General features: G+C 68.4%; 14 protein-coding genes, 1 tRNA gene and 1 pseudogene. 13 read left to right on the top strand and 3 right to left on the bottom strand.

Translation table 11 applies throughout. The features are described 5' to 3' along the window. Window positions 1-406: DUF4233 domain-containing protein (locus WBP48_RS12475; protein ID WP_424440893.1), on the top strand; the 406-nt coding region annotated here is incomplete at its 5' end. Between the two features lies 1 nt (window position 407). Further along, window positions 408-821 (top strand): nucleoside-diphosphate kinase, encoded by a 414-nt coding sequence (ndk, locus tag WBP48_RS12470; protein ID WP_424440891.1) that lies wholly within the window; start codon window positions 408-410, stop codon window positions 819-821. Window positions 822-830: 9 nt separating this feature from the next. On the opposite strand, the gene WBP48_RS12465 is transcribed toward ndk, so the two are convergent. Further along, window positions 831-1,445 carry a vitamin K epoxide reductase family protein gene (locus tag WBP48_RS12465; RefSeq protein WP_424440889.1) on the bottom strand — a complete coding sequence of 205 codons (615 nt, stop codon included), beginning with the start codon at window positions 1,443-1,445 and terminating at the stop codon, window positions 831-833. 286 nt (window positions 1,446-1,731) lie between these two features. On the opposite strand from WBP48_RS12465, the gene WBP48_RS12460 reads away from it, so the two are divergent. Further along, window positions 1,732-4,053 carry an Rne/Rng family ribonuclease gene (locus tag WBP48_RS12460; RefSeq protein ID WP_424440887.1) on the top strand — a complete coding sequence of 774 codons (2,322 nt, stop codon included), beginning with the start codon at window positions 1,732-1,734 and terminating at the stop codon, window positions 4,051-4,053. Between the two features lie 25 nt (window positions 4,054-4,078). Here WBP48_RS12460 and WBP48_RS12455 read toward each other — a convergent pair whose 3' ends face one another. After that, a complete protein-coding gene (locus WBP48_RS12455; protein ID WP_424440885.1) occupies window positions 4,079-4,351 on the bottom strand; it encodes a DUF4031 domain-containing protein in 273 nt (90 codons plus the stop codon). 191 nt (window positions 4,352-4,542) lie between these two features. Between WBP48_RS12455 and rplU the strand changes: the two genes are divergently transcribed. The 10 genes from rplU to WBP48_RS12405 all read left to right on the top strand — a co-directional run bounded on the left by rplU (window position 4,543) and on the right by WBP48_RS12405 (window position 11,504). Further along, complete coding sequence (gene rplU, locus WBP48_RS12450) at window positions 4,543-4,851, top strand: 50S ribosomal protein L21 (protein ID WP_424440883.1); 309 nt, start codon at window positions 4,543-4,545, stop codon at window positions 4,849-4,851. 17 nt (window positions 4,852-4,868) lie between these two features. Then, entirely contained in the window at window positions 4,869-5,126 is a 258-nt protein-coding gene (gene rpmA / locus WBP48_RS12445; protein WP_424440881.1) for a 50S ribosomal protein L27, read from the top strand. 155 nt (window positions 5,127-5,281) lie between these two features. Continuing rightward, a complete protein-coding gene (gene obgE / locus WBP48_RS12440; protein WP_424440879.1) occupies window positions 5,282-6,805 on the top strand; it encodes a GTPase ObgE in 1,524 nt (507 codons plus the stop codon). Beyond that, window positions 6,802-7,629 (top strand): glutamate 5-kinase, encoded by an 828-nt coding sequence (proB, locus tag WBP48_RS12435; protein WP_424440877.1) that lies wholly within the window; start codon window positions 6,802-6,804, stop codon window positions 7,627-7,629. The genes obgE and proB overlap by 4 nt, the downstream gene beginning before the upstream one ends. A gap of 147 nt (window positions 7,630-7,776) precedes the next feature. Further along, window positions 7,777-9,039 carry a glutamate-5-semialdehyde dehydrogenase gene (locus WBP48_RS12430; protein WP_424440875.1) on the top strand — a complete coding sequence of 421 codons (1,263 nt, stop codon included), beginning with the start codon at window positions 7,777-7,779 and terminating at the stop codon, window positions 9,037-9,039. Window positions 9,040-9,078: 39 nt separating this feature from the next. Then, window positions 9,079-9,306 carry a hypothetical protein gene (locus WBP48_RS12425; protein ID WP_424440873.1) on the top strand — a complete coding sequence of 76 codons (228 nt, stop codon included), beginning with the start codon at window positions 9,079-9,081 and terminating at the stop codon, window positions 9,304-9,306. 9 nt (window positions 9,307-9,315) lie between these two features. Then, window positions 9,316-9,918 carry a nicotinate-nucleotide adenylyltransferase gene (nadD, locus tag WBP48_RS12420; protein ID WP_424440871.1) on the top strand — a complete coding sequence of 201 codons (603 nt, stop codon included), beginning with the start codon at window positions 9,316-9,318 and terminating at the stop codon, window positions 9,916-9,918. Then, complete coding sequence (locus WBP48_RS12415) at window positions 9,915-10,952, top strand: hypothetical protein (protein WP_424440869.1); 1,038 nt, start codon at window positions 9,915-9,917, stop codon at window positions 10,950-10,952. The genes nadD and WBP48_RS12415 overlap by 4 nt, the downstream gene beginning before the upstream one ends. Continuing rightward, window positions 10,949-11,326, top strand: a complete 378-nt coding sequence (gene rsfS, locus WBP48_RS12410; RefSeq protein WP_424440867.1) for a ribosome silencing factor — start codon at window positions 10,949-10,951, stop codon at window positions 11,324-11,326. Before WBP48_RS12415 ends, rsfS begins: the two co-directional genes overlap by 4 nt. A gap of 105 nt (window positions 11,327-11,431) precedes the next feature. Further along, window positions 11,432-11,504: transfer RNA gene (locus WBP48_RS12405), tRNA-Ala, on the top strand. Between the two features lie 91 nt (window positions 11,505-11,595). Here WBP48_RS12405 and WBP48_RS12400 read toward each other — a convergent pair. Next, window positions 11,596-11,815, bottom strand: a pseudogene (locus tag WBP48_RS12400) (IS1634 family transposase); the annotation flags it as partial.

Raw genomic sequence — 11,815 nt, 5'->3', positions numbered from 1 at the left:
GCGCCGCGCGCGCCGCGCCCGCGGCGCCCAGGAGTCGCTCGCGCAGATCGTGCTCGGGTTCGAATCGGTGATCGTGTTCCTCGGCGGGCTGGCCGCCTACGGCCTCGCCGCGCTGCCGGAAGCGATTCCGCAGTGGTGGGGCATCGTCGTCGGCGCCGCTGCTGCCGTGCTCATGATCGCGACAACGGCGGTCGTGCGGTACCGCTGGGGGATCGCGCTGGGGTGGGCGTGGCAGGTCATCGTCGTGCTCGGCGGGTTCGTCGTACCGGCGATCGCCATCGTCGGCCTGCTTTTCGGTGCCATCTACGCGTATGCAACGATCAAGGGTGGAGCGCTGGACCGTCGCAATGCGCAGCGCACCCCGCCGAACGAGATGACCCCACCGCACGCGACGAATGGAGACTGACATGCCCACCGAAGAGACGCTCGTCCTGGTCAAGCCCGACGGGGTGGCGCGCGGCCTCACCGGAGCGATCCTCGCGCGCATCGAAGCCAAGGGCTACACGCTCGTGGACATCAAGCTCGTCGAGGCCGACCGTGACCTGCTCGAGCAGCACTACGCCGAGCACGTCGGCAAGCCCTTCTTCGAGCCGCTGATCGAGTTCATGCTGTCCGGACCTTCTGTCGCCATCCGCCTCGCGGGGAACCGGGTGATCGAGGGCTTCCGTTCCCTCGCCGGCACGACCGACCCGACGACGGCGGCGCCCGGGACGATCCGGGGCGACCTCGGACGCGATTGGGGCGTCAAGGTGCAGCAGAACCTCGTCCACGGCAGCGACAGCCCCGAGTCCGCCGCGCGTGAGCTCGCGATCTGGTTCTAGACCCTCGACTCACAACCACACGTCGATGAGCTGCGGGATCGCGTTCAGGCGCAGCTGCGCGAGCAGCAGGACGATTCCGTAGGTCCCGAGTGCCATGAGCGGTACCCATGGCGCAAGCGCGACGCCCACCGACCGGACCCGCGGGGAACCTGAGACCACGCCCGAGCGGAGCAGGTGGACGGCGACCGCGTAGAAGGTCGGGATCGTGATGAGCCACGTGACCATGCACCACGGGCACAGCGTGCCGAGCACGTAGATGCTCTGGGAGATGAGCCACAGCACGAACCCGAACGCGAACGTGATCCCGAGGAAGAACGCCCACCAGAACCATCGTGCGAAGCGCGCTCCCGCGAGCACGGCCATTCCCACGACGATCGGCGGGACCCAGCCGGTGAGTCCCAGGATCGGGTTCGGGAACCCGAACACGCTGCCCTGCGGCGAGTTCAGGTTCGCGGTGCACTGCACGACGATGCTGAAGTCGCACGAGGCCGCGACTCCAGGCTCGGCATAGGCATGGAACTTCTCGAGCGTCAGCGCGAAGGCGGCGATCCATCCGATGACGCCCGCGACGACGAGCCAGACGGCCAAGACGAAGGGGCGGGCGGCGATCGTGCGATCCGGCATGAACGCGATTATCCCATCCGCATCTGTGCGCCCCTGGACGATCCGGTGACGTCGCCTCCGCACAGTCATCGGGTGAAAGTGCGATAATGGTGGCCGATGCTCCGCGGCCGCGCCGCGAACGGCATCGCCGCAGACTTCGGGCGATGAACGCCCTTCGCAGCACGAGCCCCGCCAGGGAGCGGGTGAGGTTGCAGACCGAGTGAGTTCGCGGCTCCCCAGAACCTGGGTGGCGCCGCCAGATTTCGCCAGACGGCCCGCGGAGCCGTCGGCTAGGAGTAAGCCAGAGATGGCCGATGAGCACAACCAACAGCCCGCTGACACCCACGAAGAGCACACACTGACGCCGAACGATACCGAGGAGCCGGGCGTCGAGACCATCGACGACGTGCAGATCGAGCTCTCGGCGGATGTCGTCTCGGCGGATGCCGAGGTGGATCTCGCCGCAGCGCCAGCTGCCCTCGACGTCGCCGAGATCGTCGCTGTGGTGGCGGTTCCCGAGGAACCGGCCACGGCGGTGAGTCTTGGTCTGCTTCCGGCCGAGTTCGTCTCGTCCGTGTCGACTCAGCTCGTCTTCTACGCGCCCGAGGTCACGCCGCTGCCTGCGCGGCCGGGCGCTGCCCCCGAGGACCGCGACGACCAGGATGACGCCTTCGGTCAGAACGCGTCGAGTTCGCGCCGGCGCAATCGTCGTCGCGGCGGCAGTGCCGCGGCATCCGACACCGACGACTCGAACTCGGCGGGACAGGGCGGCCAGAACGCGCCACGGCGTCGCGCCGTCGAGCTCATCACCGAGCCCCAGCGCATCAAGGGTTCGACGCGGCTCGAGGCGAAGAAGCAGCGTCGCAGGGACGGTCGCGAGGCCGGGCGCCGACGCACCGTGGTGACCGAGGCCGAGTTCCTCGCGCGCCGCGAAGCCGTGGACCGTGTGATGATCGTCCGTTCCAAGAACGGCCGCATCCAGATCGCCGTCCTCGAGGACGATGTCCTCGTCGAGCACTACGTCGCCCGCAGCCAGGAGTCCTCGCTGATCGGCAATGTCTACCTCGGCCGCGTGCAGAACGTGCTGCCGTCGATGGAGGCGGCGTTCGTCGACATCGGCCGTGGCCGCAATGCCGTCCTGTACTCCGGTGAGGTGGACTGGGATGCCGTGGAGACGGGCAACCAGCCGCGGCGCATCGAACTGGCGCTCAAGAGCGGCGACCGGGTGCTCGTCCAGGTGACGAAGGATCCGGTCGGGCACAAGGGTGCGCGATTGACGAGCCAGATCTCGCTGCCCGGCCGTTACCTGGTGTATGTGCCCGGCGGTGCGATGAACGGGATCTCGCGCAAGCTTCCCGACACCGAGCGCGCACGGCTGAAGCGCATCCTCAAGGAGGTGCTGCCCGAGTCGAGCGGCGTCATCGTCCGCACCGCCGCGGAAGGTGCGACCGAGGAGCAGCTGACTCGCGACGTGCAGCGGCTCACCAGCCAGTGGGAGCACATCGCCGGTCAGGTCGAGACGGTGCCGGCGCCGACGCTCCTGCACTCCGAGCCCGATCTGCTCGTCAAGATCGTTCGCGACGTGTTCAACGAGGACTTCTCGAAGATGCTCATCCAGGGCGAGGATGCGCACCAGACGATCGCCGCGTACCTCGCCGGCGTCGCCCCCGATCTGCTCGACCGCATCGAGAAGTACGAAGAGGAGCAGGATCCCTTCGATCGCTTCCGGGTGACGGAGCAGATCGAGAAGGCGCTGGACCGCAAGGTCTGGCTGCCCTCGGGCGGCTCGCTCGTGATCGACCGCACCGAGGCGATGACCGTCGTCGACGTCAACACCGGCAAGTTCGTCGGCTCCGGAGGCAACCTGGAGGAGACCGTCACCAAGAACAACCTCGAGGCCGCGGAAGAGATCGTCCGGCAGCTCCGCCTACGCGACATCGGCGGAATCATCGTCGTGGACTTCATCGATATGGTGCTGGAGTCAAACCGTGACCTCGTGCTGCGTCGCCTCGTCGAGTGCCTCAGCCGCGATCGCACGAAGCACCAGGTCGCCGAGGTCACCTCTCTCGGGCTCGTGCAGATGACACGCAAGAAACTCGGCCTGGGGCTGCTCGAGACCTTCAGTGAGCCGTGCGAGGTGTGCGCCGGTCGCGGTGTCATCGTCCATCACGATCCGGTCGTGAAACACCGCGGAGTGCAGCAGCAGTCGACCGGCGGCCGACGCCCGCGGCAGAGCGTCCCCAGCGGCGCGAACGGCAACGGTGGCACGCATGTCATCACAGAGGGCGCGAAGTCTGCGCTCGCGCAGATCGCGGCATCCACCATCCATGCCCAGGAGACGCCCGCCGCCGAGCCCGCACCTGTGGAGAGTGCGCCGGCCGTCATCGTCGCGCCGGAGCCGATCATCGAACACTCCGATCGCCTCGATCGCCCGAAGAAGCCGCGCAAGAAGCGCGCAGACGGTGTCGGCTCAGGGGAGAAGACCGAGAAGGATCTCCTCCTCGACTCCGTCCTCAACGCCTTGCCGGAACCCAAGGCGCCCGGTCAGGGGCGCGGCCGCCGTCGCGTGACGACGGCGGCGCTCAGCGGTACGCCGGTCTCCGCGACACCGGAGCGCACGGACTCCTAGCCCGCGGACTCCTCGCGCACGACTCCTAGTGCCGGCCCCGCTCCCGCGCTCTCACGCGGAGCCCGGAGGCGATGAGGCGCCGGACGAGCTCGTGCCCCGTCACGTGCTGTGCCCCGGCCGCGATGAGCCGGGGCACGGCCTCCTCCGGCACGTCGTAGTGGTCGAGGTCGAAGGCGCGCCGGGGGATGCCGCCCGCCTCGGCGAACGCGTGGAGTTCGCCCAGGTCGGTGTCGCTGATCAGATGCGCCCACAGGCGGCCGTGAGCGGGCCACCGCGGATCGTCGACGAGGATGGCCATGTCGAGAGTCTAGGTCGCGCCCCGACACGCGCTCCGCATGCTTTTGCCGATGGCCGCGGCATCCGGTAAAGTAGAACCTTGGTGCGTCGAGTTCCGCCTCCGCATCGAGAACCGAGCAGGACTTTCGGGGCGTGCTCGTCCCATGAAGACAGCCGGAGCTGTGTGCTCCGCAGAAGAAAAACAGGTGTGAAGTGGTTTACGCAGTTGTGCGCGCCGGCGGCCGGCAGGAGAAGGTGGAGGTCGGCACGATCGTGGTTCTCGACCGTCAGCAGGCGAAGATCGGCGACGAGCTCGAGTTGCCCGCCGTGCTGTTCGTCGACGGCGACACTGTGACGACCGACGCCGCAGGGCTCGCGAAGGTGACCGTGACCGCCGAGGTTCTCGGTGAGGAGCGCGGCCCGAAGATCGTGATCCAGAAGTTCAAGAACAAGACCGGTTACAAGAAGCGCCAGGGTCACCGTCAGGACCTCACGCGCGTCAAGATCACCGGTATCAAGTAAGCCAGGGAGACGCAGACATGGCACACAAGAAGGGCGCAAGCTCCACCCGCAACGGCCGTGACTCCAACGCGCAGCGACTGGGCGTGAAGCGCTTCGGCGGTCAGACCGTCAGCGCCGGCGAGATCATCGTCCGTCAGCGCGGCACGCACTTCCACCCGGGTGTGAACGTGGGCCGCGGCGGCGACGACACGCTGTTCGCGCTCGCCTCGGGCGCTGTCGAGTTCGGCAGCAAGGGCGGCCGCAAGGTTGTCAACATCGTCGCGGCGACGGAGTGACCGCAAGCTCAGGAACCGCAGCGGTTCATCGTTGGTGAGGGGCGGGCTTCGGCTCGCCCCTCACTGCTAATTCGAAAGTCTCGCATCCCCGGGGCGGACTTTCTCGCCCCACGGCGCGGCAGCCCCCTGAAAAGCCCTCTCGTCAGGAGACCGATATGGTGACGTTCGTCGACCGGGTGACGCTCCACCTGCGCGCCGGCCGCGGCGGGAACGGCTGCGTGTCGGTGCGCCGCGAGAAGTTCAAGCCGCTCGCCGGCCCCGATGGCGGCAACGGCGGCCACGGCGGCGACGTCGTGCTCGTCGCTGACCCGCAGGTGACGACGCTTCTCTCCTACCACCACTCGCCGCACCGCTCCGCCGGCAACGGCGGCTTCGGCATGGGCGATAATCGGTCGGGCGCCGCGGGGGAGGGCCTCGAGCTTCCCGTCCCGGTCGGCACCGTTGTGAAGGATGCCGACGGCGAGACCCTCGCGGACCTGGTCGTCCCCGGCACTCGTTTCGTGGTCGCCCCCGGCGGCCAGGGCGGCCTGGGAAACGCCGCGCTCGCGAACCCCAAACGCAAGGCTCCTGGCTTCGCCCTGCTCGGCACGCCCGGGTGGGAGGGCGACGTCCAGCTGGAGCTGAAGACCGTCGCTGACGTGGCCCTCGTGGGCTTCCCCTCCGCCGGCAAGTCGAGTCTCATCGCCGCGATCTCGGCGGCGCGCCCCAAGATCGCCGATTACCCGTTCACGACGCTGCACCCGAATCTCGGTGTCGTGCAGGCAGGAGAGACTCGCTTCACCGTCGCCGATGTGCCGGGCTTGATCGAGGGGGCCAGCGAGGGCAAAGGCCTCGGTCTGGAGTTCCTCCGCCACGTCGAGCGCTGCACGGCTCTCGTCCACGTGCTCGACTGCGCGACGCTCGAACCCGGTCGCGACCCGCTGAGCGATCTCGAGGTCATCCTCGAGGAGCTCGCGAACTACCCGGTGCCCGACGGTCAGGTGCCGCTGCTCGATCGTCCGCAGTTGGTGGCGTTGAACAAGGTGGACGTCCCCGAAGCGAAAGACCTCGCCGAACTCGTACGTGGCGACCTCGAGGAGCGCGGCTTCCGCGTCTTTGAGATCTCCACCGTCAGTCATGAGGGTCTGCGCCCCCTCACCTTCGCGCTGGGCGACATCGTCGCCCGCCACCGCGCCGAGCAGGCTGCGGCACCCGCCGCGGAGCGCATCGTCATCCGCCCGCGTGGCGCGGAGCGCGACTTCGAGATTCGCGTTGAGGGCGGCACCTACGGCAGCGTGTACCGCATCCTCGGTGACAAGCCCGTCCGGTGGGTGCAGCAGACCGACTTCCAGAACGAAGAGGCGGTCGGCTTCCTTGCCGACCGGCTGGAGAAGCTGGGTGTCGAGGACGAGCTGTACCGCGCCGGGGCGGTCGCCGGTTCCACCGTCGTGATCGGTTCCGGCGACGGGATCGTGTTCGACTGGCATCCTTCGCTGTCCTCCGCCGCGGAGCTCATGACCGCGCCGCGCGGCACCGACCCCCGCCTCGACCTGAGCACCCGCCGCACGACTTCGCAGCGCCGTGAGCGCTACCACGAGCGTATGGACGCCAAGGCAGATGCGCGCGCCGAGCTCGAGGCCGAGCGGCGCGGCGTTCACGTTGCCGATGCAGACGGCTGGAATGACGACGGAGAGGAGTGAGCGTGCAGAGCAGGAGCGAGCTCGCGGGAGCCCGGCGTGTCGTGGTCAAGGTCGGTTCGTCATCTATCAGTGGTGAGAACGTCCACAAGATCCAGACGATCGTCGAGGGACTCGCCGCCGCGCACGCGCGGGGTACCGAGGTCGTGCTGGTCTCGTCCGGAGCGATCGCGACCGGCATGCCCTACCTGTCGCTCGACGAGCGACCCGTCGACCTCGCCACGCAGCAGGCGGCGGCGGCCGTCGGCCAGAATGTCCTGATCTACCGGTATCAGGGTGCGTTGCGACCCTTCCAGATCGTCGCGGGGCAGGTGCTGCTCACGGCCGGTGACCTCGAGAACACGACCCATCGCTCCAACGCGCGTCGCGCCATGGAGCGACTGCTGGCTCTGCGGATCCTCCCGATCGTCAACGAGAACGACACCGTTGCGACTCACGAGATCCGATTCGGCGACAACGATCGCCTCGCCGCGCTCGTCGCGGGGCTCATCGGCGCCGACGCGCTGGTGCTGCTCAGCGACATCGAGGCCCTGTACACGCGCCCGCCCTCCGAGCCCGGCGCCCGGCCCATAGACACGGTCGCGTACGGCGACGACCTCAGCCGATTCGAGTTCGGGGCGACGGTCGTCAACAGCGTCGGCACGGGGGGCGCAGCGACGAAGGCGTCCGCGGCGCGGCTTGCGGCGGCATCCGGCATCGGTGTGCTCGTCACCAGCGCCGACCTCGTCGATCACGCGCTGTCCGGTGCGCCGATCGGCACGTGGTTCGCGCCGAATCCGGATGTCGTGCCGACATCAGCGACCACACCGGTGCGCACGAAGGCCTGACGCCGCCGCGCGCCCGAACTGCATCGCCGCGGTGCGCGCACCGACTTGCCGCGATTGGTGGTCTCGGGCCCGCGGTTGCGGCGGCATCCGGCAAGTCGTAGGCGCAGTCAGCATCCCTTGGACGAGCCCACTCGGTAGACTGGCCGGATGACCACGACCATCGCCGCGACCGCGCAGGAGCGCCTGGAGCGTGCCCATGAGGCCGCGCGCAGCGTTGCACTGTTGACGGATGCCGAGAAGGCCGACGCGCTGCGGGCCATCGCCGACGCGATCGACGCGGCGACGTCCGAGATCGTCGCCGCCAACGCCGATGATCTGGCGCGCGGCCGGGAGACAGGCCTCTCTGCGGGACTGCTCGACCGGTTGCGACTCGATGCCGCCCGTGTCGCAGCACTTGCGGCAGCGGTGCGCGACGTCGCGGCTCTGCCCGATCCCGTCGGTCGTGTGCTCGAGGAGCGGACGTTGCTGAACGGCGTCCGGCTGCAGAAGGTCTCGGTGCCGTTCGGCGTCGTGGGGTCGATCTACGAGGCTCGTCCCAACGTGACGGTCGACATCGCGGCACTCGCTCTGCGCGCTGGCAACACCGTGGTCCTGCGCGGCGGCACGGCGGCGCAATCCACCAACGCGACCCTCGTGGCGGTCATGAGGGACGCGCTGGCCGCGCGCGGTATCGATCCCGAAGCGATTCAGACCGTCGATGATTTCGGCCGTGACGGCGCCCACGCGCTGATGCAGGCTCGGGGACTGGTCGACGTTCTCGTGCCGCGGGGGAGTGCGGGGCTGATCGAGACCGTCGTCACCCAGTCGGCCGTGCCCGTCATCGAGACGGGCGCCGGGGTCGTGCACATCGTGCTCGACTCGACAGCGCCGCTCGAGTGGGCGGAGCACATCGTCGTCAACGCAAAGGCGCAGCGCCCGAGCGTGTGCAACGCCGTCGAGACCGTGCTCGTGCTGCGTGACGCCGCCGAGCGGCTGATCCCTCCCGTGGCGGCGGCGCTGCAGGACGCCGGGGTGACGATCCACGGCGACGACACCGTCCGGGCGCTGGTCGCAGGTGCCGTGCCCGCGACGGATGCCGACTGGTCGACCGAGTACATGAGCCTGGACGTGTCGATGCGCGTCGTTGACGACCTCGATGAGGCGCTGGCGCACATCCGTCGGTACTCGACCCACCACACCGAGTCGATCATCACCGCGGATGATGCCCGCGCCGAGAGGTTCCTCGCCGAGGTCGACTCCGCGGTCGTCATGGCCAATGCCTCCACGCGCTTCACCGACGGCGGGGAGTTCGGATTCGGAGCCGAAGTCGGCATCTCCACGCAGAAGCTCCACGCCCGCGGGCCTATGGGGTTGCCGGAGCTGACGAGCACGAAGTGGCTTGCGCGGGGTGCCGGGCAGATCCGCGCCTGACCGCCTAAACTGAGACCACCTGAAACGAACGGAGTCCGCATGACCTTCGCCACCATCGTCGCCCTGGCAGCGTCTGAGGCCGAGCATCATGGCAACGTGCAAGCGGAGACGTTCATCTTCGGCGTGATCGCCTTTGTCGTCTTCATGGCTTTGGGTCTGGTTACGATGTCGTACCGCAACGTGGCCAACCGCCACTCCCACAAGGCCGAGGCGTATGCCAAGGCACACCCCGTCGACCAGGCGCAGGCGGGTCACGGCCACCACTGAGGCGGCGGGATGACTTCGGCGCGCGCCCCTCGGATCGGGGTGATGGGTGGCACCTTCGACCCGATCCATCACGGACACCTCGTCGCCGCGAGCGAGGTCGCGCAGTCGTTCGGTCTCGATGAGGTCGTGTTCGTGCCGACCGGTCGGCCGTGGCAGAAGGATCAGGTCACGACGGGCGAGCACCGCTACCTCATGACGGTGATCGCCACGGCATCCAACCCCCGGTTCACGGTCAGTCGTGTCGATATCGACCGCGGCGGCCCGACCTACACGATCGATACACTGCGCGACCTCAAGGCGGCGCGTCCGGACGCTGAGTTGTTCTTCATCACCGGCGCCGACGCGATCGCGCAGATCCTCGGCTGGCGCGAGCACGGCGAACTGTGGTCGCTCGCGCACTTCGTCGCCGTCTCCCGGCCCGGCCACGTCCTTTCCACCTCCACCGAGGGGCTGCCCCAGCATGTCGTCAGCCAGCTGGAGATCCCTGCCTTGGCGATCTCGTCAACCGATTGCCGTGCACGCGTGAAGGACGGACAACCGGTGTGGTATCTCGTTCCCGACGGGGTCGTCCAATACATTGCGAAGCATCATCTCTATCGGAGCGAGGCATGAGTACACCCGACCAGCCCGAAGCCACGCCGCTGACACGACGTCAGCTGCGCGAACTGCGCAACACCGCATCGACACCCATCATCTCCCCGGCGGACGTCGAGCCCGCCCCAGCGCCCGAGCCTGCACCGCCCGTCGTCGCACCGCTTCCGCGCGCCGCGGAGCCCATTGCCGCCGATGTCCCCACCGCGGCGGAGGACGTCGACCTTGGCGCGATGGCCCTGACTCGACGTGCACGACGGCAGCAGGAGCGGCTGCGCACGGCGTCGGTACCGGTGATCGGTGCGGCCGATGTCCCCTCCGTGGCGCCGCAGGCTCCTCCTCCGGCAACCGCCGCCGTGGAGGGATCCGAAGAGGGGCCCGTCGCTGCAGTCGATGCGGAACTCGTCTTCGATGCTCGTCCGGTGGCGGCGAACACTGACGAGAGCGTCGTTCAGGAACCGGTTCCGTCACCCGAGCCGGCATCGCAACACGTGGATGCCGTGGGCGAGCCGCCACTCGTGCCGCAGGCCGGAGCAGCAGTCGAAGAGCGCGCCGTTGTGGCACCTGCATTCGGTGCCGGGCTGCTCGCCGGAGAAGGTGCGGAGCGGGATTTCCCGGCATCCTTCGATCAACTGCTCGGGCGGGGGAGCGGCGCGACGGGTGCGCTCGCGGCCCCTAACGCGCTCATCCTGTCGCAGACGCCAGAGACGGGGGCATTCACCTCGCCGATCGCCGCGACAGGCGAGGTGCTCATCACAGGAAGTTATGCGCTGCCGGACTCCTTCGGCGCGACCGGCACGATGCCCGGCGTCGCAGACAACAAGGAGACCGACGCCGTCCTCGTCGACAGCGAGTTGCCGGCCTCGTCCTCTCCGACGCCGATCGCGGCAAGTGCCGCCATCAGCACCATCAAGAGCGCCGACGACATCATCAAGCCACCTGCACCCGAGAAGGGGAGCCGGCTGATGCTGACACTTGTCATCACGGCTGGCGCCCTCGCCCTCGCCCTCACCGGCGTGCTCATCGTGGCTCTCATGACGGGAGCCTTCCAATGACAGCAGCCGAGCGCACCCGCGAGCTCGTGCAGATCGCCGCCGCCGCGGCGGAGGCCAAGGGCGCAGAGGACCTTCTCGCTTTCGATGTCTCCGATCCGCTCCCGCTCGTCGACGTGTTTCTGCTCGCGACGGGATCGAGCGAGCGCAACGTCGCGGCGATCGCCGACGCTGTCGAGGAGGCGATGCTCGACGAAGGCGTCAAGCGGCTGCGGCGTGAGGGCCGCCAGGAAGCGCGTTGGGTGCTGCTCGATTTCGGTGACCTCGTCGTGCATGTGTTCCACGAGCAGGAGCGCGTCTTCTACGGCCTGGAGCGATTGTGGAAGGACTGCCCCATCGTTCCCATCGTCGCGACCGCGCGGTCCGTTGCCGACTAGCTGGCGGGACACTCGCACCTTTCCGTAGTGCGTAGCGTTTTCGTCGCAACGCCGGTCGTGTAGTAAGCTTTCAGGGTTGCCGCACGCGGCGACAACCCACGAAACGGGCCTGTGGCGCAGCTGGTAGCGCACCTGCATGGCATGCAGGGGGTCAGGGGTTCGAGTCCCCTCAGGTCCACCCTTGGAAGGCCTCCAACTACTGAAAGTTGGGGGCTTTCGGCCTGTTCGGGCACTGTCTCGGGGCGCCCTTCGACCCGACTTGGCTCAGGCTAGTGCCCCGCGGCGGCGCGGGTTTTGATGGCTTCGATGGCGGTGGCGGCGTGGGGTTCGAGGGGGACGGCGACGGCGATGTCGTGGCCGTTGATGGTGATGATCCCGTCGCGGTAGACGCGGAGGGTTTGGACGAATCTCCGGATCGACCAGCCTGTGGTTTCCTCGATCCATCGGGAGATCGCGAGGGCTGCGATGACGATCTGCAGGTGCGCGTCG

The sequence above is a fragment of the Microbacterium sp. genome (assembly GCF_049661145.1).
Taxonomy (GTDB): domain Bacteria; phylum Actinomycetota; class Actinomycetes; order Actinomycetales; family Microbacteriaceae; genus Microbacterium.
This window is presented reverse-complemented; position numbering and strand designations above follow the sequence as displayed.